General features: G+C 60.6%; 27 protein-coding genes. 13 read left to right on the top strand and 14 right to left on the bottom strand.

Annotated features, from left to right (window positions below; translation table 11 throughout):
- Positions 1 to 34: 34 nt before the first annotated feature.
- Complete coding sequence (locus JQ611_RS17580) at positions 35 to 292, top strand: hypothetical protein (RefSeq protein WP_409411281.1); 258 nt, start codon at positions 35 to 37, stop codon at positions 290 to 292.
- A 10-nt stretch (positions 293 to 302) separates the two neighbouring features.
- Here the strand turns inward: JQ611_RS17580 and JQ611_RS17575 are convergent, their stop codons facing one another.
- The 5 genes from JQ611_RS17575 to JQ611_RS17560 form a co-directional block, all read right to left on the bottom strand.
- A complete protein-coding gene (locus tag JQ611_RS17575; protein WP_192738658.1) occupies positions 303 to 656 on the bottom strand; it encodes a phasin in 354 nt (117 codons plus the stop codon).
- 544 nt (positions 657 to 1,200) lie between these two features.
- On the bottom strand, positions 1,201 to 1,398 hold the full coding sequence (locus JQ611_RS17570; protein ID WP_192738659.1) for a hypothetical protein: 198 nt from the start codon (positions 1,396 to 1,398) through the stop codon (positions 1,201 to 1,203).
- 240 nt (positions 1,399 to 1,638) lie between these two features.
- Positions 1,639 to 2,772, bottom strand: coding sequence for an alpha-hydroxy acid oxidase (locus JQ611_RS17565; RefSeq protein WP_212263918.1), 1,134 nt, complete (start codon positions 2,770 to 2,772; stop codon positions 1,639 to 1,641).
- Between the two features lie 96 nt (positions 2,773 to 2,868).
- Positions 2,869 to 2,997, bottom strand: a complete 129-nt coding sequence (locus JQ611_RS42475; RefSeq protein ID WP_283813406.1) for a hypothetical protein — start codon at positions 2,995 to 2,997, stop codon at positions 2,869 to 2,871.
- Positions 2,998 to 3,246: 249 nt separating this feature from the next.
- Complete coding sequence (locus JQ611_RS17560) at positions 3,247 to 4,266, bottom strand: GlxA family transcriptional regulator (protein ID WP_212263917.1); 1,020 nt, start codon at positions 4,264 to 4,266, stop codon at positions 3,247 to 3,249.
- A gap of 61 nt (positions 4,267 to 4,327) precedes the next feature.
- On the opposite strand from JQ611_RS17560, the gene JQ611_RS17555 reads away from it, so the two are divergent.
- The 4 genes from JQ611_RS17555 to JQ611_RS17540 are packed head-to-tail and all read left to right on the top strand — an operon-like array spanning position 4,328 to position 7,428.
- On the top strand, positions 4,328 to 5,038 hold the full coding sequence (locus JQ611_RS17555) for a hypothetical protein (protein ID WP_212263916.1): 711 nt from the start codon (positions 4,328 to 4,330) through the stop codon (positions 5,036 to 5,038).
- 23 nt (positions 5,039 to 5,061) lie between these two features.
- Positions 5,062 to 6,330 carry an MFS transporter gene (locus JQ611_RS17550; RefSeq protein ID WP_249133247.1) on the top strand — a complete coding sequence of 423 codons (1,269 nt, stop codon included), beginning with the start codon at positions 5,062 to 5,064 and terminating at the stop codon, positions 6,328 to 6,330.
- A gap of 25 nt (positions 6,331 to 6,355) precedes the next feature.
- The gene (locus tag JQ611_RS17545) at positions 6,356 to 7,111 is read left to right on the top strand and encodes a YqcI/YcgG family protein (RefSeq protein ID WP_212466112.1); all 756 of its coding nucleotides are present in this window, start codon (positions 6,356 to 6,358) and stop codon (positions 7,109 to 7,111) included.
- Complete coding sequence (locus tag JQ611_RS17540) at positions 7,108 to 7,428, top strand: cupin domain-containing protein (RefSeq protein ID WP_212263913.1); 321 nt, start codon at positions 7,108 to 7,110, stop codon at positions 7,426 to 7,428. Before JQ611_RS17545 ends, JQ611_RS17540 begins: the two co-directional genes overlap by 4 nt.
- A 24-nt stretch (positions 7,429 to 7,452) precedes the next feature.
- Here JQ611_RS17540 and JQ611_RS41750 read toward each other — a convergent pair whose 3' ends face one another.
- Positions 7,453 to 7,638, bottom strand: coding sequence for a hypothetical protein (locus JQ611_RS41750; protein WP_249133246.1), 186 nt, complete (start codon positions 7,636 to 7,638; stop codon positions 7,453 to 7,455).
- A gap of 25 nt (positions 7,639 to 7,663) precedes the next feature.
- On the opposite strand from JQ611_RS41750, the gene JQ611_RS17535 reads away from it, so the two are divergent.
- A complete protein-coding gene (locus tag JQ611_RS17535) occupies positions 7,664 to 7,849 on the top strand; it encodes a hypothetical protein (RefSeq protein WP_212210050.1) in 186 nt (61 codons plus the stop codon).
- A 121-nt stretch (positions 7,850 to 7,970) separates the two neighbouring features.
- Here the strand turns inward: JQ611_RS17535 and JQ611_RS17530 are convergent, their stop codons facing one another.
- Positions 7,971 to 9,233 carry a CaiB/BaiF CoA-transferase family protein gene (locus JQ611_RS17530; RefSeq protein ID WP_212466111.1) on the bottom strand — a complete coding sequence of 421 codons (1,263 nt, stop codon included), beginning with the start codon at positions 9,231 to 9,233 and terminating at the stop codon, positions 7,971 to 7,973.
- 366 nt (positions 9,234 to 9,599) lie between these two features.
- A complete protein-coding gene (gene mddA / locus JQ611_RS17525; RefSeq protein ID WP_212466110.1) occupies positions 9,600 to 10,370 on the bottom strand; it encodes a methanethiol S-methyltransferase in 771 nt (256 codons plus the stop codon).
- Positions 10,371 to 10,513: 143 nt separating this feature from the next.
- Between mddA and JQ611_RS17520 the strand changes: the two genes are divergently transcribed.
- A complete protein-coding gene (locus JQ611_RS17520) occupies positions 10,514 to 12,076 on the top strand; it encodes a winged helix-turn-helix domain-containing tetratricopeptide repeat protein (protein WP_212466109.1) in 1,563 nt (520 codons plus the stop codon).
- Between the two features lie 4 nt (positions 12,077 to 12,080).
- On the opposite strand, the gene JQ611_RS17515 is transcribed toward JQ611_RS17520, so the two are convergent.
- Complete coding sequence (locus JQ611_RS17515; RefSeq protein WP_212466108.1) at positions 12,081 to 12,650, bottom strand: DUF6456 domain-containing protein; 570 nt, start codon at positions 12,648 to 12,650, stop codon at positions 12,081 to 12,083.
- A gap of 66 nt (positions 12,651 to 12,716) precedes the next feature.
- Positions 12,717 to 13,247: a GcrA family cell cycle regulator gene (locus JQ611_RS17510; RefSeq protein WP_212466107.1), complete on the bottom strand. Its 531-nt coding sequence runs from the start codon at positions 13,245 to 13,247 to the stop codon at positions 12,717 to 12,719.
- Positions 13,248 to 13,379: 132 nt separating this feature from the next.
- On the opposite strand from JQ611_RS17510, the gene JQ611_RS17505 reads away from it, so the two are divergent.
- The 3 genes from JQ611_RS17505 to JQ611_RS17495 all read left to right on the top strand — a co-directional run bounded on the left by JQ611_RS17505 (position 13,380) and on the right by JQ611_RS17495 (position 15,780).
- Positions 13,380 to 13,997, top strand: a complete 618-nt coding sequence (locus JQ611_RS17505) for an XRE family transcriptional regulator (RefSeq protein WP_212263908.1) — start codon at positions 13,380 to 13,382, stop codon at positions 13,995 to 13,997.
- A gap of 187 nt (positions 13,998 to 14,184) precedes the next feature.
- Positions 14,185 to 14,460, top strand: a complete 276-nt coding sequence (locus JQ611_RS17500) for a hypothetical protein (RefSeq protein WP_212263907.1) — start codon at positions 14,185 to 14,187, stop codon at positions 14,458 to 14,460.
- Between the two features lie 165 nt (positions 14,461 to 14,625).
- Positions 14,626 to 15,780, top strand: coding sequence for an OpgC domain-containing protein (locus JQ611_RS17495; RefSeq protein ID WP_212263906.1), 1,155 nt, complete (start codon positions 14,626 to 14,628; stop codon positions 15,778 to 15,780).
- A gap of 24 nt (positions 15,781 to 15,804) precedes the next feature.
- On the opposite strand, the gene JQ611_RS17490 is transcribed toward JQ611_RS17495, so the two are convergent.
- The 3 genes from JQ611_RS17490 to JQ611_RS17480 all read right to left on the bottom strand — a co-directional run bounded on the left by JQ611_RS17490 (position 15,805) and on the right by JQ611_RS17480 (position 18,589).
- Positions 15,805 to 16,116: a hypothetical protein gene (locus JQ611_RS17490; protein ID WP_212263905.1), complete on the bottom strand. Its 312-nt coding sequence runs from the start codon at positions 16,114 to 16,116 to the stop codon at positions 15,805 to 15,807.
- Positions 16,113 to 17,156, bottom strand: coding sequence for an LLM class flavin-dependent oxidoreductase (locus JQ611_RS17485; protein WP_212466106.1), 1,044 nt, complete (start codon positions 17,154 to 17,156; stop codon positions 16,113 to 16,115). The genes JQ611_RS17490 and JQ611_RS17485 overlap by 4 nt, the downstream gene beginning before the upstream one ends.
- A gap of 131 nt (positions 17,157 to 17,287) precedes the next feature.
- On the bottom strand, positions 17,288 to 18,589 hold the full coding sequence (locus JQ611_RS17480) for a glycoside hydrolase family 3 protein (protein ID WP_212466105.1): 1,302 nt from the start codon (positions 18,587 to 18,589) through the stop codon (positions 17,288 to 17,290).
- Between the two features lie 189 nt (positions 18,590 to 18,778).
- Here JQ611_RS17480 and JQ611_RS17475 point away from each other — a divergent pair, with 189 nt between their 5' ends.
- The 3 genes from JQ611_RS17475 to JQ611_RS17465 are packed head-to-tail and all read left to right on the top strand — an operon-like array spanning position 18,779 to position 22,684.
- Positions 18,779 to 20,368: a DUF4173 domain-containing protein gene (locus JQ611_RS17475; RefSeq protein ID WP_249133245.1), complete on the top strand. Its 1,590-nt coding sequence runs from the start codon at positions 18,779 to 18,781 to the stop codon at positions 20,366 to 20,368.
- 25 nt (positions 20,369 to 20,393) lie between these two features.
- Positions 20,394 to 21,095: a response regulator transcription factor gene (locus tag JQ611_RS17470; protein ID WP_212466104.1), complete on the top strand. Its 702-nt coding sequence runs from the start codon at positions 20,394 to 20,396 to the stop codon at positions 21,093 to 21,095.
- On the top strand, positions 21,092 to 22,684 hold the full coding sequence (locus JQ611_RS17465; RefSeq protein WP_212466103.1) for an ATP-binding protein: 1,593 nt from the start codon (positions 21,092 to 21,094) through the stop codon (positions 22,682 to 22,684). The genes JQ611_RS17470 and JQ611_RS17465 overlap by 4 nt, the downstream gene beginning before the upstream one ends.
- 31 nt (positions 22,685 to 22,715) lie before the next feature.
- Here JQ611_RS17465 and JQ611_RS17460 read toward each other — a convergent pair whose 3' ends face one another.
- Entirely contained in the window at positions 22,716 to 23,948 is a 1,233-nt protein-coding gene (locus tag JQ611_RS17460) for an acetyl-CoA C-acetyltransferase (RefSeq protein WP_212466102.1), read from the bottom strand.
- Between the last annotated feature and the right edge of the window lie 825 nt (positions 23,949 to 24,773).

The raw sequence follows: 24,773 nt of genomic DNA, 5'->3' as shown, positions 1-24,773 counted from the left end.
TCAAAGTTTAAAAATCTTAAAGTGAGTGTCGACAGTGAGCATCGAGACACCTCCACCGCTACAGCCCAACATGGCCGAACGCGCGATCGACACCGCGACCGATGTATCGCGCACGATCACGGATGTGTCTGCAGCGCTTCAGTCCGCGGTCGATCGTCTAGCCGAGGCGATCGCAACGGCACGGCAACCCGGCAAGCCGCTATCCACCGTCAGCGCAATTACCCGGGAAGCGCCCCTCGCAAGTCTGTTCGTTGCGTTCCTGTTCGGAGTCGCAATAGCGCGCCGGCGGTAGCGGCTGCCGTTCAGAACTTGCCTTTGGTCGCGTCCTTGGCGGCCGACATGACACCACCGCTGATCTGTCTCATATGCTCGCCGGCATTGGTGAACTGGCTTCGCAGGAATTCGGACTGAATCCGCATCGCTTCCTGGAGGTCGGTCGCATGAACCAGCTTTCGGGCGTGCTCGAATGCTGCCTTCATGTTCTGCTCGGTGAACGATAGCGCCTGCTTCGAAATCTCCGTCCCTGGCCCCGGCATCGACGTCATCGACTTGCCGGCGGCATCGAAGAACATGCCGAACGCCTTTTCTGCCTGATCGATGGTTTTTTCGGCCAGATCGCGCAGCTCGGCCGGAACTTCGAGTTTCGGTTCAATCATGATCGCCTCTCCAATGTCGTCTCTGGGAGGTTAGCATAGTTCAGGGCCGCGTCTGCGCCGTATTGGCCGGCGCCGCACTTCCTGGGATGTCGTCCAGGCGCCTCCGCAAAGGAATTAATTCCTTCTCCGGCCCGTAGCGATACGGGCTAGCGTACCCGATTCCAATCATGTCAACAGTGTGGCATAGTGATTCGGGGGCTCGAGTTCGATGGTTCGTGGCGTTTGCGTCGCTCTCGGGAACATGGGGAACAAATGCTGCAAACATTCCGGCCAACGCCAACCTGCACGCGCTTTCAAACCAGCATAGAAATGCCCTGCATCAAATGCGGCGCGCAAATGAGGCTGGCCATGATCGAGCCACGCGATCAAAGTTACGATGTGCTGACCTATCGATGCTCCCCATGCGACTCGGGTGAGAGCTTTTTGAAGGCCCGCTAGAGCGTTTTCGAGCGAAGTGGCTACCGGTTCGCGTGAAGAAAACGCGACAAAATAAGAATCTAGAGCTTCGGTTCTGATTCAATCAGAACCGAAGCTCTAGATCGGGTCACAGCACGGCAGCCCCTGCCTCCGTCAGCACTGGCCCCTCGTCTCGTATCTCAATCAGACCGAGTTCGGTCAGAACGTGCAGGTCTTCGTCGCTGACAGGCGACATTTTCAGCCGGCGGGCCTGAATGTCCCGCAATGTCCAACGAAGGCCAATAGCCTTTTCGAGACTGAGTTCAGCGAAAGGATTGTCCACCATCCCTCCTCGCTATTGGTAGATTTCGATCAGATTTTGTCTGCATCGCGGCAGCTTCTTGCGCGCACCGGCTAATGCAACAATCGGCGCCGGCCTCCCTGAGAATGGCGTTCAAGACCTGACCAGAGATTCCCTGTGCGCCGCGCAAGCCTTGAGCAGAGCCGTCGCGAAAAACAGCCCCGCTCGTCTACGCGGCAACGTCGTCAGGACGCCATCCACCCAAATCGGCCCGCAGCACCGTGCTCAGTACCGGTAAGGTTCAATATCCAGCAGCGGGAATGCACTGAACACGCTCGGCAGGTTGGTCGGCATCGCCGCTTGTAGATATGATTTGTTGAGCTCCGCAAGACTGGTGACGCCGAGCAACCCGAGGCACCGGATCACTTCATCCTCCAGCAATTCCAGCATCCGGGTGATGCCGGCCTCGCCCGCGGCGGCGAGCGCCCAGCATTGCAGGCGGCCGATGCCGACGAGATCGGCACCCGAGGCGATCGCCTTCACAATGTCTGTGCCGCGGCAGAACGAGCCGTCGACCATGATCTTGGCGCGGCCGGCAACGGCGTCTACGATTTCGGGCAGCACGTGCATCGAGCCGCGCCCGTGGTCGAGTTGGCGTCCGCCGTGGTTCGACACATAGATCCAGTCCACCCCATGATCGAGCGCAATGACTGCATCTTCCGCGGTCGCGATGCCCTTGAGCACCAGCGGGATTTTATACTTGTCCTTGATCAGCTTCACGGTCCGCCATTCCAGCCCCTTCTGGAAGTCGCCGCCGGTAGCGCGAATCCGGCTTTCGCGGACATAGCGTTTGGCGATATCGCGTTCGCGCCGGCTGTAATGGGCGGTGTCGACCGTCAGGCAAAACGCGGCATAGCCGTTTTCGATCGTGCGGCTGACGGTATCTTCGACGAAGGCATCGTCGCCGCGAACGTAAAGCTGAAAGATGCGCAGCGCATCGGGCGCTGCTTTTGCCGTAGCCTCAAGCCCGGGCTCGGAGACCGAACTGAGCATATGGGCCGCGCCGAACGTCCCGGCTCCCCGTGCTACCGCAGCACCTGAATCGGGATCGAAAATCTCCAGCGCGCCGACGGGCGCGATCATCACCGGCAGGCGCAATTTACGGCCGAAGACCTCGGTCGACGCGTCGACCCGGGCCACATTCCGCAGGACCCGCGGCCGGAATGCGATCTCGTCCAGCGCCATGCGGTTGCGGCGCATGGTCGTCTCGGTCTCTGAGGCCCCGACGATATAGTCCCAGGCGTTCTGGTTCAGCCGGGCCCGCGCCTTGCGCACGAATTCATGGAGATTCTGGAATTCTTCGCCGCTGGCGCCGAGTTCGACATTCCTCGCCGGCCGGATGGGGGTCCCATCATTCATGCTGTTTCTCTCCCGTTTTGGCGGCACATTAGCCGCAGACAAATGGGAAAAGCTACCGCTTTGAACGGGTTAATCCGGTGCTGGAACGAAGGGCTGCTATTCGCTGGCGAGGTACATCGGCTTGGAATGGAAAATTCCCGCGCCCGAGACCTGGGAGGCAATCAGGAATGCCGCCATCACGGCCGGTACACTGATGAATCGCAAGAATTGATCAATTGAAAGCATGCTCGTCGTCCCCAAGGTGCTTGTGAGGCGCGTTCAATCCGCCCCTCGCGTCGTCTGCTGATCGCCCGTGAAAAGCTGGTCGGTATAGGCCGCCCCGGAAACCGTGAGCAGCGCAAGAATCGAAATGACGACCAGCGTTTTCATGTCGTCACGGTCGATTTGGATTGTGGCCAAAAACGTCAGAGCTTGGCGCATTTTGGGGACTAACACAGGGGAACTTCGTGGCCGCTGGGCCCCCGGCGGCGGCGCTCAACCGCCCGAAAAACGGTTCCTGTATTCGGTGGGCGATACGCCGAGGTGCCGCAGGAACGCGCGGCGCATGCGTTCGTCATCGCCGAACCCGGCGCGTTTGGCGACCTCGATCACGCCGCCGACCTGCCTGCTTTCCAGCAACAGACGTGCGGTTTCCACCCGCAGCGCTTCGACACCGCTCGCCGGCGTCATTCCGGTGCGGTTGGCATAGGTGCGAGCAAAAGTCCGAGGCGTCATCCCGGCCTTCGCGGCGAGTGTTTCGACCCTGAGATCGCTTGCGATATTCTCGATGATCCAGGCGTGCAACGCGCTGAACCGCCCTTCGACGTCGGAGGCTTGCGCCGCGAGCACGGTAGAGAATTGGCTCTGGCCGCCGGGCCGCTTGAGAAACACCACCAGCCTTCGCGCAACGTCGAGCGCGGTGGTGTGGCCGAAATCCTCTTCGATCATGGCGAGCGCCAGATCGATGCCGGCGCTAACGCCAGCCGATGACCAGACCCGCCCGTCCTTGACGAAGATCGCGTTCGGCTCGACGCGGATGTTGGGGAAGCTGTCCTGCAGCCTCGGGCAATAGCGCCAATGGGTCGCGGCGCGCTTTCCGTCCAGCGCGCCGGTCCAGGCCAGCGCAAAAGCCCCGAGACACACCGATGCCACCCGACGTGCCTTGGGCAGCGTCTGCGAAATCCATTGCATCAGCCGGGTGTCTTTGCGGATATCCCAAATACCGGGCCCGCCCGGGATCACCAGCGTATCGACTTGATGCGGCCGGACGCTATCGATCGCGGCGGTATCCACCATCATCCCGACATCTGTCGGCACCAACCCGCCCGAGGCTGACAGATAGGACAAGGAATAGCCCGGACCAGACAACTCGATCGCCGCTAACTCCGCGAACACCTGCGCCGGACCGGAGATATCCAGCAGGGTCACGCCCGGAAAGGCGACGATCGCGATACGCCGCGTCGACGGCGTTTCACGCGGTCCGGAGCGTCGGGGTTTGGCAGATTTCGAGGGCATATTGTCCTTTAAGCCATTCGAGGCTCGCCTGTATAGCTCAGGGCATAACTGGAGTTCGGCGATGACGCGAAATCTGGGCAGCCGGTATCAGGCGATCAAATCGCCCTGGACAGACTACGCAGTCTACAGCTTTCCGGATGCATCAAGCGTTGCAGCCCCCGACCGCCAACCGCTGATGGACGCGATGAACGGCATCATCGCCGTCAACTGGAAAGCCAGCGAGCCGCATTGGACGGCGGACGCCTCCCCGTTCGACAGCAAGTTCAGCCTCATTCTGGTTTTTAGCAGCTCAGGACTGGTCGCGTTTTCGGTCTATCGCGTGCTGAGGATCTCCAGTGGACTTGCAATCTATCGCAGTGGAACCGAAGTGCTCCCCGCCCATCAGGGCCGCGGGCTCTACGGATTTTTCACCTCGGAAGTTCTGAGGCGCTCAGGTGCCGCCGAGAAGGGTGACAGCGTGCTCTATGGATGGCGGACGCGAAATCCCATCGTATGGGCCGCCAATGCCAAGATCTGCGAGAAGGTTGCCCCCTCGCTGCTTGGGGACACGCAGGATCCCGCATTGCAAGCGGCCTGCATTGAGATGTGCTCCTCGCTGTACCCCGGCAAACTGCTGGAACTACCCGGCATGATCATGCGGGGCGCCTACGGCCACATTAAGCACCACCGGCAGGACTATCATGGCGCGGCGTCGCTGGTCGACGCCGCGATGTCCCGTGTGATTCCCGATACGGCCGATGCCCTGTTCTCGGTTGGATACGCGAGGGTATGATGTCGATGCCCGGACAACAGGCCATGATCGCACCGGTCTCGCGGTTCACCGATCGCGCCTATCTGGCCTGGGCAGCGGTGGCCATCGCCTACGCCATCGCGTTCCTGCAGCGCGTGTCGCCGCAATCGGTCAGCCTGAACCTCATGCACGACTTCAGCACCGACGCCGCCGGCGTCGCGATGCTCGCCTCCAGCTACTTCTGGGGCTACACGCTGATGCAGATTCCGGCGGGTCTTCTGGTCGACCGTTACGGCGTCAAGCGCGTGGTGCTGTTCAGTATGGTGGCATCCTCGCTCGGGAGTGCTGCGTTTGCGCTGGCGCCGAATATGCTCGACGTTTTTGCGGCGCGCCTCGTCATCGCTTGCGGCGACGCGCTGGTATTCACGGCGCTGTTGAAGCTCGTGGCGCAGAGCTTCAGCGACGAGCGGTTCGGCGTGATGTCGGGCATCTCGCAAGTATCCGGCTACGTCGGCGGGGTCATCGCGACGACGCCGCTCGCGGCCGCGGTAACCGGCTTCGGCTGGCGCGCGTGTTTCCTGTTCATCGCCGCCGTCGGATTGGCCAACCTTGCCTTCGCCAAGGTCGTGCTGAAGCCTGATCCGGTATCGCGCAGCAACAAGACGTTGAAGAGCGTCGTTGTGGCCGCCGGACAATCGCTGACCCAGCTCGCCAACTGGGGCTGCGCCATGACTTTTGCCTCTCACTTCGCCGTCGTGACGACACTGTCAGGCGTCTGGGGTATTCCGATGGTGGCTCATTTCTTCAGTATCTCGCCGACGGCGGCCGCCACTCCCCTGCTCGCCTTCATGATCGGTAACGCGGTCGGCTCGATCTTTCTCGGTCACATGGCTGACCGCGCAGCAGCCGCGCTCGACACCGCGCTGATCCGCATCTGCGTGCTGCGGATGGTGCTGATTGCAATGCTGCTGCCGCCGATCGCACAGGCGTTCGGCCTGATCTACGTTACCATCGTGTTTACGACGCTCGGACTTGTCGCCGGCGGGACGGTGCCCCTGGTGCTGAAATGCACCAAGAAACTTTACACCTCCGACCTTATCGGCGTCGGCGCGTCCGTGAACACGACGGCCGCGGGAATTTTCGCCGGCGCGGCACAGCCCGTCATCGGCTTCGCCATGATTGCCGCCAGTCCGCTTGCCGCCAGCGGCGGCATGCAAGGCGCTGCCGCGATCGGCGACGCCGGGTACAGCATGCTGATCGGAATTCTGCTGCTCATGTCGCTGCCGGGTATCGCCGGGCCGTTATTGATGAGGACCAAATTGATAGTTCGCTAGACGCATTGAACGTAGAGGGGCCGTTATGGAGCGTTTGTTTTTGAGAAAAGAGGAAGTCGCATCGAAGTATGCGGTGAGCAGTTGGCAAAGTGTCATGTTCTCCGAATTCGAAGCCCAGATGAGCAGCGGAGCGAGACCTTTTCCCTGTGTTTTCGGCGTGACCGGCCATCGGCAGGACCAGTTGCGCTATCTGTTCCTCGATCCCTACGACGTCGAGATTCTAGGCGTCCAACTCGCACAATACGTCTCCGAGTCCAGATCCTACGGTCCCAACACTTCGTTGATCGTATTCACCCGGCCTCGCCCGGTGCAGACGCTTGACGCCTATTACCGCAAGATGTGGCTGACGCTCGACCAGTTGGCGCGGCTCGACAAGAGTCCATGGCCTGCAGAGATCCCCGAACAGATCGATCATCCAATGTGGGAGTTCTCATTCGCCGGAGAGCCAATTTTTGTGGTGTGCACGACGCCGGCACACGTGATGCGGCAAAGCCGCCGGTCGAGCGCCTTCATGCTCACCTTCCAGCCACGATGGGTGTTCGAGAAGATCCTCGGTAGCGAAAAGGCCGCCAACGCCGCGTTCGCCGAAGTACGCAAGCGGCTCATTCCCTACGACAATGCAAGCCCCTCACCGCATCTCGGCCGTTACGGTGCGGCCGACGGGCGCGAGTACCAGCAGTACTTCCTGCATGACGATAACGAATCCGGAGGAGGCTGTCCCTTCGCCAAGCTCGCGCAGAGCAAACCGCCTCAAATCGAAGACAAGGAGCAAGCGGCATGACCCAAATCATTGCAAGTCAGAAAACCGAGTTCGCTATCGATCCCGTCATCCTGAACCTGCTCCCCGAGCAAGGCAGCATCGAATTGCAGCATGACGCCGCGGGCAAGGTGCATCGCTTTCACACCCATCCGGTAGATGAAATCCTCGTGATCATTAGCGGCCGGCTGAATTTCATGTGGGATGGCGGCCAGCGCATCGTCGGCGCCGGCGATACCATCCACCTGCCCGCCGGCACGCTCCATCAATCCGAAGCGCTGGAGGGCGGCGCAGTCTACGCGATCGCGACCCGTCCGCCCGCCCATCAAGCGAACAATTGAAGCAAGGCGCGCGTGCAATGGGGGTCAAGACAATGAGGGATCGTTAGACGAAGAGTCCGTCGCTACTCGTTCGACCAGCTCGATGATTTCGGAACGCTGACCGGACGGAAGTTTGACGAAAGCCTTCAACAGTCGCAGGCTTTCGATCGTTTCGCTCGATGGAGCTCCGAGTTTCTTCTGCAGCTCTGCAACATAAGTGGGATTTTTCATCTCGCACCTTAGAAGAGGAACAGGAATGGCATATCCAGGTAAACGTGAGGGCTTGGCCCAGAAAGTAGATACTGCTGCGCAAGAAGCCGAACGGCTCGGCTTGACGACGGCGACCCTGATACTTCGCATGGCTCGCCTGGAAATCGATCGCGCGGAGCCCGAACAGGTTGCAACTATGCCAAAAAACAACCTACGCAGCAAGCCGAACTGAACGGCCGAAACGGCCCGATTCGGTGCGGCGAGAGGGTCGGCGGGAAATGTGCGGGGCCGGGACCGGTCCGAATGGATCAGACCCGGCGCCGGTGACACGATTGGAAACGAAAGACAGCCGATCAGCCGGTATTGCTCGTCTTTCCGAAAGCCCCCGCCTCGGCCAAACCAGCGATACGGCGGTCATCGTATCCAAGCGTCTTGCGCAGCACTTCCTTGGTGTGCTCGCCGAGCAGCGGCGCAGCGACGGGATCGATCGTCGGCGTGAGGCTCATATTGAGCGGCGTTTCGATGTTGGGCACTGAACCAGCGGTCGGATGCGGGATGTGGCTGAGGCGATCGCGGTCGCGCACTTCCGGCGCGTTGAAGCCCTCCTCGACGGTGCGCAGATAGCCAACCGGTATGTTCGCCTTTTTCATCTTCGCCATCCAGTTCTCGAGCCGGTCGCTGGCAAAGACGCCGGCAATGATGGCGCGCAGCTTTTCCTTGTTGGCCGTTCGGTTTTTCCGGTGAGCGAACTCAGGGTCGGTCACGAGGTCGGGCCGTTCCAGCACCTCCGTCACAAGGCGGCGGTACAGCCGGTCGTTGGCACAGGCCATATAGAGCGGCCCGTCGGCGGCCTGATACACGCCGACCGTCGGTGAGCCGTTAGGTGAATTACCAAAACGACCGGGGTTCTCGCCGCTGATCAGGTAGGCCATGCCATAAAAGCCGGTCATCGCTACCGCGGTGTCGATCAACGCCACCTCAACCTGCTGGCCACGGCCGAGCCGGTCGCGCGCAATCAGAGCCAGCAAGATCGCGTTGCACGCCGACATTCCCGTCGCCATGTCCACGATCGGCGGGCCGGTTCGTACCGGCTGAGCATCCGGAAAGCCGTTCAGCGACATGAAGCCGCTTTCGGCCTGTGTGATCGGGTCGAACCCGGGGCGCAAGGCGAGCTCTCCCTTGCGGCCATAGGCCGAGATCGAGCAATAGACCAGTCGCGGATTGGTTGGAACGACCGACGCATAGTCGAGGCCGAATTTCTTCATCACGCCGCCAGAGAAATTTTCCACCACGACGTCCGCTTTCGCAATAAGTTCGCGCGCGACCTCCAGCGCCGCCGGGTTGGTGAAATCCAGCGCAATACCGCGCTTGTTGCGGTTGAGACTGAGGAAGGCCGCACTCTCGCCGCCGATTTCCGCATGTTCATAATGACGCGTATCGTCGCCGCCATCCGGATTTTCGATCTTGATCACCTCGGCGCCAAAGTCGGCCAGCGTTTGCGTACAGGCGGGCCCTGCAACAACACGGGTGAAATCGACGACCAGCAGACCATCGAGGGCGGTCGGTTCGCCCTTGGCGCGCGGCGTGCGCTCCGGCAATTGCGGTCTGGCAGTCATGTCGGGCATTTCCTCGTGTTATTTTGCCTGGCGGAACGGATCGCGGCCGCCGCGAACGGTGCTTCATGGCCTTTTACCGGAAGCCCGCAGCCAACGCCAAACCCCGAATTTGCAGGGCGGGACCTGCCTCTGACATAGCTCTCTCCCAAACGAACGGCCGCCCGATCGGGTTTTCCCCGACCGGGCAGCGCAATACTTCGCTTAGTCGCGTCGAAAGCAGTGTCGCAGCGGGTATCGCGAATACTTTTACCCGGGAAGCGCTACGCCCGATCCATCCGGCAACCCGCTAACCTGCACTTCGACTGGTGAGGCAGTGTCCGTATGCTTCATCACTTATGTCTCCGTACAAACAACAGAGAGTCTGGATCAGATCAGTTTGCTCCACGGAAACAACATCGATACCCGCTGCTTGTAACGACGATATTCGTCGCCAAACATGCCTATGAGGCCGCGCTCTTCGAGCAATATCCCGATGAAGATGTAGGCCGTGGTCACCGCCGCGAACAACAGATGCCCGACGCTCATGGTCGGCGCCGCCCAAAACGCGATGATGAAGCCGAGATAGATCGGATGCCGCGCGAAATTGTAGAGCAGCGGCGTCGGGAAGATCGATGGCGGCATCTGCCGACCGGTCAGGTGGTTGGTGACCTGGTGCAATCCGAACAAATGATTGGTGAGGAATGTGCTGGTGAACACGATCACCCAGCCGACAAATGACAATATGGCGATCGTTGCGGCCATTTCGGGCTCTTCGATATGCCAGACGACGGTCGGAATCGGCCGCCATTGCCAGAACAGCAGCAGCAACGTCAGGCTGGCAAACAGCACATAGGTGCTGCGCTCGAACGGTTTCGGAATAAACTGCGTCCACCATTGTTTAAGGCCCCTACGCGCCATCACGCCGTGTTGAATGGCAAACAGCGACATCAGCGCGAGATTGACGGCGATTGCTTCAAAAACGGGCGAATTCGCGCCGGTATCGATGGCCTTCGGCACGACCAGGTCCGACACGAACCCGATCGCATACAAAATCGTGAAGAGAAATGTGAAATAGGCCACAGCGCCGAACAGAAATGCAGTGAATTTGAGCATTCGATTTGTCGGCATGACTGAGCCAATGGCTCGGGCTTCGGACATGAAATTAACTCCGTGGAGGGCAATGGGATCGCGACTTCGGTTTTTGCAGGATGACTGAAACGCGCCGACAAGACTTAGCCTGACGCTTGATCTCTCCATGAGACGGACTTGATTGTTTGTTGAGAAAGGATGCGACAACGCACGTGAAATTTGACTTCGACAAGTACGCTCTGGACACCAATCTTCGCGAATTGCGCCGCGACGGCGAACTGGTTGCGATGCAGCCGCAAGTATTCGACTTGCTGGTTCATCTGTTGAAGCGTCGCGATCACGTCGTCAGCCGGAACGACCTCATCGCGCTGGTTTGGGGCGGTCGGACCGTGTCGGACTCAACGCTCGACAGCCGCATCAACGCCGCCCGAAACGCCATCGGCGACTGTGGCAAGGAGCAACGGCTGATCCGGACAATTCCGCGAAAGGGTCTTCGTTTCGTTGGAACCGTGAACGAGCAGGTGAATGGCGTTCATCCGCCCCCCGAGCCAGCCGAGGCCGCTGCTGAACCCCGGCCATTGCCATTACCGGATCGACCGGCGATTGCCGTATTGCCGTTCGACAACATGAGCGGCGACCAGGAACAGGAATACTTCTCTGACGGGATCAGCGAAGACATCATCACCGCGTTGTCGAAATTGCGCTGGTTCTTCGTCATCGCCCGCAACTCGTCGTTTTCCTACAAGGGCAAGGCGGTGCATCTGAAGCAGGTCGCCGCCGAACTGGGGGTGCGCTACGTCCTCGAAGGCAGCGTGCGCAAGAGCGGCGATCGCGTGCGCATCACCGCGCAACTCAACGACACTGCGACCGGCAGCCACGTCTGGGCAGAGCATTACGACCGCGATCTGGTCGACGTATTCGCCGTGCAGGATGAGATCACCGATGCCATCGTCGCGGCGATCGAGCCGCAGATCTATGCCGCCGAAAACTTCCGCAGCCGGCGCAAACCACCGAACAGCGTGGACGCGTGGGACCTTGTTATGCGGGCGCTGTCGCATCATTGGCGCGTGACGCGGACGGACAGCGCCGCCGCTCAGACGCTTCTGGAACAGGCGATTGCGATCGATCCGAATTACGGCCAGGCGCTGGCCCTGATCGCCACTAACCACATGTTCGGCGTGCATCTGGGCTGGGCGGACATTACGACCGTAGCCCCCATCGCCGAGCGCGCAGCGCTCGCAGCCATTGCTGCCGACAGCGAGGATGCGTGGGCGCATACCGCGCTCGCCAGCGTCTATTTCTCCACCCGCCGCCTCGACCATGCACTGGCCGAATTCGAGCTGGCGTTGCAGCTCAACCCGAACTTCTCGCTGGCGCAAGGATACTACGCGCTGGCGCTGTCCTACAGCGGGCGATGGCAGGACTCCTATGCGGCCGCGCAACGCGCCATCCGCCAGAGCCCGCGCGATCCTTCGTCCGCGATCTATTACGGCGTCGCCGCCTACGCCCAGTTCGTCGGCAGGAACTATTGTGAAGCGATCTCGCTCGCGCGCGAAGCGACCCGCCAGCGCGGCGATCTCAGCGGCGCCTACCGGGTGCTGACGGTGGCCGCCGGCATGGCCGGGAAGATCGACGTCGCCAAAGCCGCGCTCGAGGAGCTGCGGCGGACCCAGCCCAATATCTCGCTGGCCTGGATCGCGACGCAGTTACCCTGGAAACTCGACGCCGATCGGGAGCATTATCTAGAGGGGTTCCGCCGCGCTGGGCTGGAATAATGCTTCATCGCGGGGGCGTTTTGACGGGATTGGCGTTCGCGAACCCATAGATCAGTGCTAGTCGGTCGAGGCATTCGCAGAACCGACGTGCGAAATAGTCCTTCCAGCGCTGGGTGAGCAATCCCCGCCGTTGCCCGACCTGCGCCATAGTCAAGCCGTGGACAAGGACGTCATGCACCAGCGCCGAACCGTCGGCACCGAGTTCGCGCTCGGCGCGATTGAGCCGCAGCACGGCCTTGCGCTGCCCCTCGGTGATCGGCTCGCGCATCTGACCGCCATCCACGTACTCCCTGGTCGGATCGACAGCGCGCGGGCCGCGCTCGGCTCTCTCCCAATCGCTCTGAAAGGCCCGCCCGCCCTGGTACTGCGCCTCGTCGATCTGGCGATGCGAATGCAGACGGGCAAGCGGATCGTTGCGGATGGAGCGCAGGGCAACCATCTTCTCACCCGGCTCCAGCGCCAGGGGATTGTCAACCTCGACGGTCGCGACCTCGGCGTTGCGTGGCAAATCCCGGGATTTCCGGTCATGGGCCCTTGCAGGGTTATACGGCTTGTTCCGCTTGGCTCTCGGCATGTCGGATGATCTCCTTTCAAGAACGATGGGATTTGGATTGCGCGCGGAAGAACCCGGCGTTGCTGTTCATGCCGTCTCAACCAGCTTGAGCAAGACAGTGCACGCCGTGCGTTCCGATGGCGTGCCGGGGCCGCGGCTCAAATGAAAATGCGGTGTGCAGTAACTCGAGCCAGGCCGGCGTGGATGACCGCAGAAGGTGATGGCTTCCCCCTCTTCGTCCCCACCGTAAGGGTAGCGGCAATTGCCGCGTTCCAGTTCGATCAGGGAAAGATGGAGCGGATCGATCTCGACACAACGCAGCTCGACCGGCTTCATCCCTCTAAGCGGCGGCACCGGCCATGGAAACCTGAGCGATGTTGCCTCTACCAGGTGAATTTGGCCCGGCCGGGTCAACTGCGGCTCCACGCCTGGGGACGATCCGGACCGATCGTCCCCGGCGAGCCCCATCCGCCTGGCACGGCCCAGCACGGCGTTGCGCGAGTAAGCTGTGTTGAATTTCCTGTTGATAGTTGCCGCGATCCGGGCAAAGGACAAATGCAGGGCAAAAAGCTCCCGCAGCGCGCCCGAGTGCTCGGGCGCCCAGTCTGTTGGTTCCATTACCGAATTTCCTGTTTCTTTCAGCGCCGCCCGACGCCCCCTCGTTTATTTCCGATATTCCGAACAAAAAGTCAAGCTTGTTTCTGGTAATCGTAACTGCTAGTGTTTCCGAAATTCGGGAAAGGATGAACCATGCTGGACGTCAAAATGATCGAACGGGCACTTGAGAGGACGGGTAAGAGCAAGGGTGGCCTGGCGGACGCCATGGGGGTCCGTGCGGGCGCAGTCTCGGAAATCCTGTCCGGGATACGGCTGATCAAGGCGTCCGAGATCGCGCCGATCACGGAATATCTCGGGCTGAATTCGGTGCCGATCATGGGGCGCGTCGGCGCCGGCGCAACGATCGAGCCAGAGCATGAACAGGTGCCGCCGGAGGGCCTCGGCGAGGTCGAACTGCCCTTCCCGATGGCCGAAGAGACCATCGCCTTTGAAGTTGCAGGCGATTCCATGCTGCCAAAATACGAAAATGGCGACGTTATCGTGGTTTTCCGCGATCAGCGCCATCCGCTGTCGAGCTTCTACGGCGAAGAGGCTGTCGTGCGCCTGAAGACCGGCGAGCGCTATTTGAAGACGATCGAGCGAGGAAAGTCCTCACCTCTGGTCAATCTCAAGAGCTTCAACGCCAAGCCGATCACGGGCGTGAAACTCGAATGGATCGGCGAGATCTGCGTCACCCTGCCGCGGGGTCAGATCGAACGCCTGCGCAATAAGGCAGCTGCGAAGACACGCAAGGCGGCCAAGGCAAAATAGCGGACGGGATGCCGGCGAAAGGGAAGCGATTCGGCAGGTAAAGCCATCAAGTGATTCGGCCGGCCGGCCGTCGGGAACAGGCCACACGCCGCCTTGATTGCTGTTTTGCCGAATTCTTGCTTGACTTTTTCTGTTTTTCAGTAATACTGGTGTCATCCGTTCCAGGGTGACTGACAGATTGCCAAATATGCAGTATTTCGTCGTGATGATCGATTACGGCCGGCGTGGCCGTGAGGCCATTGTCGATCCTGAAATCACCCGGCGCGAGGTCATCTCGCGGATTGCGTCGGGTGAATACAGGAACATCAGTTTTATCCATGAAATCGTCGATTCCTCCGTCGAGGACATAACCGCCGACATTCTGAACGAAGCCGCGCTTCCCGACATTGGCGCGGCGAGCGTCGATCTGCAGGCCGACCAGTTCGACCACCGACGCGACCTGCGAAAACACGAAACCGTCTGAACTCGCGCAACCCTGTTCCGTCGTCAAAATAATGTGATCATTAACGGGCCTTGATCGCCGGCGGCTTCCTTAAATATTCGTCACGCAAAGTCTACTCGGACGGCGCAGACAATTGCGCTACATAAGCGATTCGATTTTCTCCGGCTTGCAAAGTTCTTACACTCCATGTTTCCGTCAATGAAGGCCGAGATCGCCGCACGCGACGGCGATCCCCGGCTCAGTCTGCTGCTTGGTATCGCTGCCTGGTTCTTATTTCTGGATCACATTCCGCATAACGCAGTCAGCCTGTTGACCCTGCGGAATTTCGGATTCAGCGGCGCAACCGACCTGTTCGTGTTCGTCGGCGGCTATACCGCCGCAATCCTCTATGGAAAAATGATGCTGGAGCGCGGTTTCCTGGTCACCGCTACCCGCATTTTCAGGCGCGTATGGCAGCTATACGCCGCCTATGTCGTCCTGTTCGTGATCTATATCGACTTGATCGGATACGTCGCCAGGAAATCGGCGGCGCCCGAAATCATCCACGAATTCAATGTCGCCGGAATCCTCGGCCACACGATCCGGACATTGATTTACGGCCTGCTGCTCCAGGCCAAGCCGCTCAACCTCGATGTGTTGCAGCTCTTCATCGTCCTGATGGCATTTTTTCCGGTCGTATTGTTCGGAATGTTGCGCCGGCCGAACCTGACGGCAGCCGGGTCGATTGTCCTTTACCTCGCCGCCCGCAAATTCGACTGGAATCTATCCTCATTTCCAGACGGGCACTGGTATTTCAATCCATTCGCCTGGCAGTTGCTGTTCGTGCTCGGCGCCTGGTTCGCGTTGGGTAGCGCGAGGCAAATGCGGACGATTCGTTCGCTCCAGGATCTTTCGATCCTGCGCATACTGGCTTTGCTCTATCTCTTGTTCGCGTTGATCGTGACCGTAACGGGAAACGTGCCGCAGCTGGCTGGAATCGTTCCTGACGCCGTGCTCGATTTCTTCCTTCCAAATGAAAAGGAAAATCTGGCCCCTTACAGGGTACTTCATTTCCTCACTCTTGCCTTCCTCTTCTCGTTCGCGGTCCCGAGAGACTGGCATGGATTTCAACGGCCAGCCCTGCGGCCGATCGTGAAGTGCGGGGAAGAATGGTTGCCTGTCTTCTGCGCCGGTGTCTTCCTTTCCTTTGCAGGGCATTTCTTCCTGATCACGGGACCGAATTCGCTCGCGATGCATTTCCTGGTCAGCATCGCCGGAATCGCGATCATGGCGGGCGTTGCCTATTACACGTCGTGGTCCAGGCGGCAGGACTACAAACCTGCGCTCAGCACTCGTTACTGAGCGAGGCTGCGGTCCACCAAACCGCTACGGCGCGTATTCGATGTGGGCGCGGATCGAATGGTTGACCTGATCGATCCAGCCGAATTTCTGCACCGCTGCGATCATGTTCGACAGGCCATCCTGCCACCACGCCTCGTATGTGAGCGAAGGCCAATCGCGCAAGACCTTCTCCGAAATCCAGGCATGCTCGCGATCGCTGCGCACGGCCACGCTGCCAAGCAGTTTTGCCTGCACGGTGGAATCCATCGCCCCTTCGATGCGGACCGAGAATGCCTTGAAATTTTCGGGGTCATCGATTTCGACGGATCGGCTCGATGCGATAACGCGAATGATCATCCTTGGTGTTCCTGGACGGTCTGCGCCACGCGCTCCCGCGCCACGGGCAGCATCTCGCGCGCAAAGATGCCAGCGGAGTGCAGTACCTCCTGTTGGCTGAGGTTGCCGAACGAAAACTGGCTGATGAAGTAGTTGGCGCCCGCCTCCTCGGTCATCCTTCTGACCTGCTCCCGGATCGTGCCCCGTGATCCCGCAATCGCTCCGCCGTTTTGTACCATCGTATCGAAATCCTCGGGCAGCCGGGCGAAACGCGGCTGCGTACCGTGCTTCTTCCAGAGCTTCATGAAGCTGCTGTAGAAGTTCGGCCAGGCACGGCGACCAAGCGCCATCGCCTCCCGGTCCCTGTCGGCCGCCACCACAAAACGGTTGATCCCGAGCAGCGGCAGCTGTTCCGGCGAATTGCCCGCCGCAGCCCATTCGGCGCGAAAGCGGTCGGTAATCTCACGTACCCGCGGCAGCGGCCCGCCGCACACGATGTTGATCCTGTTCTGCGCCGGCCAGACCGCGCCCTCGGGCACCGGGACCGCGTACCATAGCGGCGGGTGCGGAAGCTGCGCCGGTTTCATGTCGATCGGCACGTTCGTGAACTGATAGTGCTTGCCTTGAAAATTCACCTCGGCCTGCGTCAGCGCCTGCATGATGACGGTGTAGGCCTCGACATACATCGCCTGTGCCTGGTCCGGATCGACGCCAAAATAATGCAGCTCATGCGGCGACGCGCCTCGGCCGATCCCGACCTCGATCCGGCCCCGGCTCAGATGATCCAGCATGCAGATTTCTTCGGCCAACCGCAGCGGATGGTGCGTCGGCAATACGTAGACCAGCGCACCGAGGCGCAGACGCTTGGTGCGCTGCGCCGCCGCTGCAAGGAACACGCTTGGCGATGGCGTCAAATTGAGCGGCGTCGAATGGTGCTCGCTCATATGGTATGTACGGAATCCGGCTTGATCGTAGAATTCGATCAATTGCAGCCGATTTTCATATTGTTCGCTGAGCGGATAGGGCCCGTGATCGTTTTGATCGAAGATTCCGAACTGCATTGCACCACCCCGAGGACGTCTTTTCCGGCCCGCCACGATGGTACCTGCGGCGACGACCGGCGCGTCGTAAGAGGATGTTACATGGCAAACGCCAGACCTTCCAGCACCGAGACCGCGACGGGGCGTCTCTCTCAATCCGGCGGCAATGCCCGCTTTAGCCGTGCCTCGCTGTCGCGCAGCGTTACCGAATCGAGTTTCCCTTGAGAAGATGCCTCCTTGGCGCACGCGAAGATCCGGTAAAATTGCGTACCGTCGAAGGCGACCAGCAGCAGATCGACGCCGGCATTGAGCGCTTCCACCACCGCTGTGCAGACATTGTTCTGATAGATCGCGCCCATCACCAGATCGTCAGTCATGATGACGCCCTGATAATTCCACTTCTTGCGAACGATGCCGTCAACCACAAGCCGGGAATGCGACGCCGCGCGATCGGGATCGACAGCGGTCAGCGTCACGTGCCCGATCATTAACTGCGCCCTGGAGCCCGCCAGCACATCCCGAAACGGCCGCCAGTCGGACGCTTCGAGCTCCGCCAGAGGCGTATCGAGATCGGCACTGAAGTGATGGGTATCGGCACGAACCCGCCCCAGCCCCGGAAAGTGCTTCACGGTCGCACCGACGCCAACGGCCTCAAGCCCATGGACATAGGACCTGGCGATGTCGGCCACGATGGCCGGATCGTCGGAAATCGCGCGGTGGCCGATCAGCGTGTTGAAATCGAACCGGTTACGCTTCGCGTCGGGTCGCAAATCCAGCACCGGCGCCAAATTGAGGTTGACGCCAAGCGCCGCCAGTTCCTGGCCATGAGTTCGCCCGAACGCCTCCGCTTTCTCCGTGCGAACATCCGGCGGAAGGTTCGCCAGCGTCGAGAGCGCAGGCAATTTGGTCAGGGGCGGCGACAGATGCGAGACGATGCCGCCTTCCTGGTCGGCGGCGACAATCAATGGCGGCAGGCCGGCGGCACGTCGTTTTTCCTGAAGCGCCGAGATTTCAGATTTCAGCGTCGCCGGTGCTCTTCGTACATTGTGTTTGGTGATGTAGATGCCGGCGATCAGGCCTTTTTCAGCCAAAGCAGCCACTTCAGGGAATGATGAATACCCCACCATGAAATGCTGGCCGAGGCTACGCGCCTGTACGACGTCGGTCTGCAGAACGTTTCGTCTGCGCAACTCGAACGAGGCTTGCGCGCACAGCATTGACAGCGGCGGCAGGCACCACAGCAGGGCCAGTAGTTTTCCCGCGAGCCCTCGCCTGCGCCAGTGACCGCCACGAAGCAGGCAGGCGAGAACGCCAACGCTCACCGCGACAAGAACGATGTTACCCGTACCACGCAACGCAATCAGATAAGGATCGTTCTTGTTCGCCGCGATGAAAATGAAAGCCAACCCCGCGAACCAGATCAGGCCGACGCCGATACGTTTGATGATTTGCATGAAGGACGATGCTGTGTGCGTTTGTTACAGGCGAGACCATCGCCGTATCAAACTTGTTATTGCCGCGCGAGCGCATAAGCGTGGCTGCACAGAAACTGCATAAGAATCCTGAAGTCTTGCAGACCGCCTTCCCGGCATTTGCACAACGGCCGCGCATAGCTCGTCTTGCAAACCGGTGACGACCTTTGAATGCCGATTCCCTCGCGTTTAGCCAATGATGGCTGGTGGCTCTCTGAGCCACTCTCGGCGGCGCTGGTCTGCAATCTTTCCCTCCAGACAGGCAGCGCAACAATGGCTGAATTCTCCACGCCGGCACCCCATGCAGGCTCCATTCGGGAAAGCACTTTCCCAATCAAGCCGGCCATTGCCCTGGCCCTCGCGGCATTGGCCGACTGGCTGTTCTACGGCCAGCGAACCGGAATATCCGCTGCTATCTTCGCCATTGCACTAACCGGCGGCGCGCTGCTCGCCAATTTCACCAGGCTGAACAAAGCGAAGGTTCTAGTTGCCGGTCTCCTTGTGCTCGCCGCCCTCATCCCGGCCGTCGAGGAATTCAATGCCGCTTCACTCTTCTTCATTGTCGTGGCGCTCGGCGTTGGCCTCTCGCTAACGACAGATCGCAAACTGACCGGCGTTGGCGAACAAGCCGCCGCGCTCTGCGACCTTTATCTGGTCGGCCCGTTCAGATTGCTCCGGGACGCCATCAGCGCGTTCAATCTCCCGGCGCTGACGGCAGGTTTCACCGTGTGGTTCATTCCGGTAGTTCTCAGCGGCATCTTCGCTTTGCTGTTCGTATCGGCCAATCCGCTGCTTGAGAAATGGATCAGCCTGATGAACCCCGGCAGCGCCACCTCCTATATCAGCCTGGCACGGGTGCTGTTTTGGGCAGCCGCTTTGTCACTCGTTTGGCCCTTTATCCACGTCCGGTGGCGCCGCAAGTCCGAGGTGCCGGCCGACTTGGTCGTATCGGTAACGGAGGAGCAGGAGAAGCCAGTTCATGACGTCGACTTCTTCGGTGTGGCGACCATCCTGCGTTCGCTGATCCTGTTCAATTTGCTGTTTGCGGTTCAAACCGCCCTGGACGTGTTCTTTCTCTGGGGCAACGCGACGCTGCCGGCCGACATCAGCTACGCGGCCTATGCGCACCGGGGCGCCTATCCCCTGATCCTCACCGCGTTGCTGGCTGCCGGATTCGTACTCATCGCAATGAGACCCGGCGGCCCGGCCGAGCAATCGAAGGTGATCCGGCCGCTCGTCTATCTCTGGGTCGCGCAGAACGTCCTGCTGGTTGCGTCATCCATCCTGCGGCTCGATCTCTATGTGCAGATCTACCTGCTGACCTGGTGGCGCGTCGCAGCCTTTATCTGGATGCTGCTTGTCGCGTTCGGACTGCTGCTTATCGTTGCCCGTATCAGGCTCAATCGTTCGAACGATTGGCTGATCCGCGCGAACCTCATCACTTTGATCGCAACGCTCTATGTTTGTTCGCTGGTCAATTTTCCTGCTGTTATCGCCGACTACAATGTCGGTCATAGCCGCGAAGCCACGGGAAAGGGTGTCCCGGTCGACATCAACTATCTGTTTCATCTCGGTCCTCAGGCCTTGCCCGCCATCGACAGGGCGATTGCCCTCCGCAGCTTCGATCCAAACCTTGTTTTCCGCCGCAACTACCTTGTAGAACAGCATCTCAATGATTTGGCATCCTGGCGCGCCTGGGGTTTTCGGAGCTGGCGGCTCCAGCGTACTCTGGACGCCTCAAAGAGTTCGACCGCGAGTTGACGACGACCTTTGTCCGGAGAGACGTTTGACACACCGTATCCTCATCGTCGATGACGACCTGCATATTCGCGAAGTCATCCGGGTCGCGCTCCGGAAGGCCGGGATGACCGTCTTCGAGGCGCGGGACGGCAAGGAAGCTTTGACCCGCTTCGCCGCCGACAGGCCGGACCTCATGATTCTCGATATCGGCATGCCGGAATTCGATGGATTGGATGTCTGCCGGGAGGTCCGGAAGTCATCGGACGTTCCGATCCTGTTTCTTTCGGCACGCGACGAAGAGATCGACCGCGTGCTGGGCCTCGAGATCGGCGGCGACGATTACGTCACCAAGCCTTTCAGCCCGCGCGAGCTCGTCGCGCGGGTGAATGTCATCCTGCGCCGCACCTCGCAGCGTGGGTCGGACACCAAGGCGACGGCGGCGCTTTCCCAGGGCGGGCTGCTGGTTGATCCGGAACAGCATGTTGCGGCGTTCGCCGGTACACCGCTTCGCCTGACCGCCATCGAATTTGGAATCCTCAGGGCTTTTCTGACCAGGCCATCGGTGGTCTTCAGCCGCGAGCAGATCATGAATGCCGCCTATCAGCTCAACATCCAGGTGTCGGACCGCACCATCGACAGCCATATTCGCAATATTCGCGCCAAGCTTGCCGCGGTGAATTGCGACAATGTCATCGAGACCATCCACGGCGTTGGCTTCAAGCTCGGCCGATGCGAGCCGCACGCATGACATCGCGGGCCGGCGAGAAATGGCGGCCGTCGGTCGGCATGATCATTTTTGCCGCGTTGGCTGCTGTGGCCGCATTGCCTCTGGTCGGCCTGTTCTTCTTTCGGCTCTATGACAACCAGCTCATTCACCAGACGCAGGCCGAGTTGATTGCCCAAAGCCGGGTATTGGCCGCGGTCTATGCGCGGGAGGTGGAATCCCGCCTCAATGCCGGGGTCGTCCTTGGCGCTGAAATCCCGCCCGATGCGCGTCCGGTTTCGGACGACAAGATGACGCCAATCCGGCCGGCACTCGACCTTGCCGCCGGCGCAGATCTGCTGAGGCGGCGGCCCGACGCGCTTCCGGCCGCTGCTCCCGCATCTCCGGCCTATGTCGAGATCGGTGCGCGGCTGATGCCGATCATCCTGGAAACGCAGAAGGTCACGCTGGCGGGATTCCGGATCCTCGATCCCCGCGGCGTCGTGATCGCCGGCCGCAACGAAGTCGGCCAATCGCTGGCGCATATCGAGGAGGTGGCGACGGCGCTGCAGGGGCAGTATCGCGCCGCGTTGCGGATCAGGGTCCCCGACAAGCCCCCGCCGCCGATCTACTCGATCAGCCGCGGCGTCGGCGTTCACGTGTTTTCGGCCATGCCCGTCGTCGTCAACAACCGCGTTGCCGGCGTCGTCTACTTATCGAGGACGCCGAGCAACATCTTCGACCATCTCTATCAGGAGCGTGGCAAGTTCATTCTTGCCGGCTTCGCCGTCATCTTCGCCACTGTGATCATTGGCCTGGTGTTTTCCCGCACCATCACCCGGCCGATGCGCGAGCTGGTCGATCGCGCCGCCCGTATCAGCCGCGGCGACCGCGACGCCTTTCAGCCGCTGGCGCATTACGGCACCCGCGAGTTTTCCCAGCTGTCGCACAGCTTTCTCGACATGGCCGAGCAATTGTCGCGCCGATCGGATTACATCGCGACCTTCTCGTCGCATCTCACCCACGAGCTGAAGTCGCCGCTGACCTCGATCAAGGGCGCCGCCGAACTGCTGCTGGATTCGCTGCAGAGCAAGACCGGCAATCTCACACTGATGGAGCAGAAGACTTTCGTATCGAATATTCTGGGTGACACCGAGCGCCTGGAAGCGATGACGCAGCGGCTGCGCGAACTGGCGCGCGCCGAGACCACGCCGCAGAACGAGCACACCGAATTAAGCCAGGTCGTCAGTGGACTGAGGAGCCGTTTTCCCACCCGCGCGATCGACGCCACCGGCTGTCTCGAACGTTCGATCGGCATGTCCAACGAGAAGGCGCTCATCGTCCTTTCGCATCTGACCGACAACGCCATTCGTCACAACGCTGGGAATGTGCGGCTGGCAGCGGTCGATGAAGGTGCCACGGTCAAGATGACCGTGAGCAACGACGGGGATCCGATATCGGAAGCTAACCGGGAGAAGATATTCGACGCGTTCTTCACCACCCGCCGCGACACCGGCGGCACCGGAATGGGACTCGCGATCGTCCAGGCCGTGATGGCGAGTCACGGCGGATCGATCCGGCTGTTGCCATCAGACAAGGACGTGGCGTTCGAACTGCAGTTTCCCGCCGCTTGATTTGATCGCGTTTTCTTCGCTCGAGAACGCTTCAGACTCGCTCGATGATGATCGCAGGCGCCATGCCACCGGCGGCGCACATCGTCACCAGGCCACGCCTGAGGTCGCGCCGCTCCAGTTCGTCGAGAACGGTACCGATCAGGATCGAGCCGGTCGCGCCGATGGGGTGACCGAGCGCGATTGAGCCGCCATTGACGTTGACCTTGTCGCGGTCGAGCTTGAGGTCGCGAATGAATTTTTCGGCGACGACGGCGAAGGCTTCATTGATTTCGAACAGGTCGATATCATCGAGCGTGAGGCCTGCCTTGGCCAGCACCTTGCGCGCAGCCGGCACCGGCGCATTCAACATCAGGGTTGGGGAGTCTCCCATGTTCGCCATCGCGACCACGCGCGCCCGCGGCTTCAGGCCATGTGCCTTGGCATAATTCGGCGAAGCCAACAAAATGGCCGCCGAGCCGTCAACGACGCCGGAGGAATTGCCGGCGTGATGCATGAAGTTGATGTCGAGATCGGGATATTTGTCGAGGATAAGATTGCGGTAGGTCGTGCCCTTGTCGTCGAGCGGATAGTCCGCGACCGCGGTAAAGGCGGGCTTCAACCCGGCAAGGCCTTCCAGCGTGGTCTGCGGACGCGGATATTCCTCGCGGTCCAGCGCAAGGCTGCCGTCCTCGCGGTGAACCGGCACGAGGCTCTTGTCGAAATGACCGCCCTTGATGGCGGCGGCCGCGCGCTTCTGGCTCTCGACGCCCAGAGCATCGACATCCTGACGCGAAATACCCTCCAGCGTCGCCACCGCATCGGCACAGACGCCCTGATGCGATTGCGGGTGCCGGGCGCGCAGACGAAGGTTGCCATTGTCCATCATGAACGGCCCCTCGCCGCGGCGACCCTCCATCGACATCATCTCGGTGCCGCCGGCGATCACGAGATCCTCGGAGCCCGACATGATGGAGTTGGCCGCCATGTTGACACTGGTGATGCCGGAACCACAGAACCGGTCCAGCGTGACGCCGCTGGCGCGCACATCATAGCCGGCGTCCAGCGCCGACATCCGGCCGAGGTCGCCGCTCTGCGCTCCGCGTTGGGAACTGGTGCCCCAGATGATGTCGTCGACGTCAGCGGTATTAATCCCGGTGCGATCTGCCAGCGCACGCAACACCGTGGCACCGAGTTGCTGCGGATGGATGCCGGCGAGCGCACCCTTGCCGGCCTTGCCAATGCCACGCGGTGTCCTGCAGGCGTCGATGATCAGCGCGTCAGCCATGGTGTTTTCCCTCGCCATTAGTGTTTGGCTGCATTTGCAGCCGGTTAAGCCTTGGAGTCAATTCATCCCCGTGTTTGGACCCATGCGGTTCGGGCAGAGGCGCAGTCCGTTTTGGCGCCCTCACGCTCTCCACTCGTCGTCCCGGCCTTGAGCTCAGATGCGCGATTGCGCATCGGGGGACCCATACCGCGTGAGCTCTCGATGAAGACGCGGTAACAGAGACCGTTCGCAAAACTTTTTCCTGTGGCTATGGGTCCCCCGATGCGCAATTGCGCATCTGAGGTCAAGCCCGGGACGACAGCGGTGATTGTAGATGCGCAATCATTCAAAACGTGATTTCGCGATCTCGCGACGCATTGCGCCCGAGCTTTGCCAGAAACTTCCCGCCCTCTTCAAATAGAGGGCGCAGGGAAGACCGGGTGCGCGCTGCACCCGCGGTCTCGTGTGCGGTTAGCACAACAAATGCTGCACACGAGCATACAGGGCAGCGGAGAACACCCGGCCTTCCCTGCGCAATGGCTTTACGGCTTATATCGTGCTCTCCCCGGAGACGAGTTCTTGGTTGACTCCGTCACCGCCGTTCGGCTCACGCCTACCCGACAGCTTGACACCTGCAACGGGTGCCAGGACCACACGGTTTTGCCGTACGCTTATCCACGCCGTCGTCGAGGCGTAAACCAGCGTCCACCGCAACCCGCCCAACGTCCGTGACGACGGCCGACGCCCTCTGAGTGGGACGGGATGGCGATAGATGCGCACTGATTTGGGTCGGCCGGCAACAGAAATATTTTTGATTTACAGAAATTTTCTACTTGACACGATTTC

The sequence above is a fragment of the Bradyrhizobium sp. AUGA SZCCT0182 genome (assembly GCF_018130185.1).
Taxonomy (GTDB): domain Bacteria; phylum Pseudomonadota; class Alphaproteobacteria; order Rhizobiales; family Xanthobacteraceae; genus Bradyrhizobium.
Note: the sequence above shows the minus strand (reverse complement) of the source record. Positions and strands in the feature narration are given on the sequence as shown.

Coding starts and splice junctions, on each gene's coding strand:
- JQ611_RS17550 (WP_249133247.1), top strand. CDS start 5,062: ATGATCGCACCGGTCTCGCGGTTCACCGATCGCGCCTATCTGGCCTGG.
- JQ611_RS17465 (WP_212466103.1), top strand. CDS start 21,092: ATGACATCGCGGGCCGGCGAGAAATGGCGGCCGTCGGTCGGCATGATC.
- JQ611_RS17540 (WP_212263913.1), top strand. CDS start 7,108: ATGACCCAAATCATTGCAAGTCAGAAAACCGAGTTCGCTATCGATCCC.
- JQ611_RS17545 (WP_212466112.1), top strand. CDS start 6,356: ATGGAGCGTTTGTTTTTGAGAAAAGAGGAAGTCGCATCGAAGTATGCG.
- JQ611_RS17535 (WP_212210050.1), top strand. CDS start 7,664: ATGGCATATCCAGGTAAACGTGAGGGCTTGGCCCAGAAAGTAGATACT.
- JQ611_RS41750 (WP_249133246.1), bottom strand. CDS start 7,638: ATGAAAAATCCCACTTATGTTGCAGAGCTGCAGAAGAAACTCGGAGCT.
- JQ611_RS17560 (WP_212263917.1), bottom strand. CDS start 4,266: ATGCCCTCGAAATCTGCCAAACCCCGACGCTCCGGACCGCGTGAAACG.
- JQ611_RS42475 (WP_283813406.1), bottom strand. CDS start 2,997: ATGCTTTCAATTGATCAATTCTTGCGATTCATCAGTGTACCGGCCGTG.
- JQ611_RS17510 (WP_212466107.1), bottom strand. CDS start 13,247: ATGGAACCAACAGACTGGGCGCCCGAGCACTCGGGCGCGCTGCGGGAG.
- JQ611_RS17575 (WP_192738658.1), bottom strand. CDS start 656: ATGATTGAACCGAAACTCGAAGTTCCGGCCGAGCTGCGCGATCTGGCC.
- JQ611_RS17530 (WP_212466111.1), bottom strand. CDS start 9,233: ATGACTGCCAGACCGCAATTGCCGGAGCGCACGCCGCGCGCCAAGGGC.
- JQ611_RS17480 (WP_212466105.1), bottom strand. CDS start 18,589: ATGCAAATCATCAAACGTATCGGCGTCGGCCTGATCTGGTTCGCGGGG.
- JQ611_RS17500 (WP_212263907.1), top strand. CDS start 14,185: ATGCAGTATTTCGTCGTGATGATCGATTACGGCCGGCGTGGCCGTGAG.
- JQ611_RS17460 (WP_212466102.1), bottom strand. CDS start 23,948: ATGGCTGACGCGCTGATCATCGACGCCTGCAGGACACCGCGTGGCATT.
- JQ611_RS17565 (WP_212263918.1), bottom strand. CDS start 2,772: ATGAATGATGGGACCCCCATCCGGCCGGCGAGGAATGTCGAACTCGGC.
- JQ611_RS17555 (WP_212263916.1), top strand. CDS start 4,328: ATGACGCGAAATCTGGGCAGCCGGTATCAGGCGATCAAATCGCCCTGG.
- JQ611_RS17490 (WP_212263905.1), bottom strand. CDS start 16,116: ATGATCATTCGCGTTATCGCATCGAGCCGATCCGTCGAAATCGATGAC.
- JQ611_RS17515 (WP_212466108.1), bottom strand. CDS start 12,650: ATGCCGAGAGCCAAGCGGAACAAGCCGTATAACCCTGCAAGGGCCCAT.
- mddA (WP_212466110.1), bottom strand. CDS start 10,370: ATGTCCGAAGCCCGAGCCATTGGCTCAGTCATGCCGACAAATCGAATG.
- JQ611_RS17505 (WP_212263908.1), top strand. CDS start 13,380: ATGCTGGACGTCAAAATGATCGAACGGGCACTTGAGAGGACGGGTAAG.
- JQ611_RS17485 (WP_212466106.1), bottom strand. CDS start 17,156: ATGCAGTTCGGAATCTTCGATCAAAACGATCACGGGCCCTATCCGCTC.
- JQ611_RS17475 (WP_249133245.1), top strand. CDS start 18,779: ATGCCGATTCCCTCGCGTTTAGCCAATGATGGCTGGTGGCTCTCTGAG.
- JQ611_RS17495 (WP_212263906.1), top strand. CDS start 14,626: ATGTTTCCGTCAATGAAGGCCGAGATCGCCGCACGCGACGGCGATCCC.
- JQ611_RS17570 (WP_192738659.1), bottom strand. CDS start 1,398: ATGGTGGACAATCCTTTCGCTGAACTCAGTCTCGAAAAGGCTATTGGC.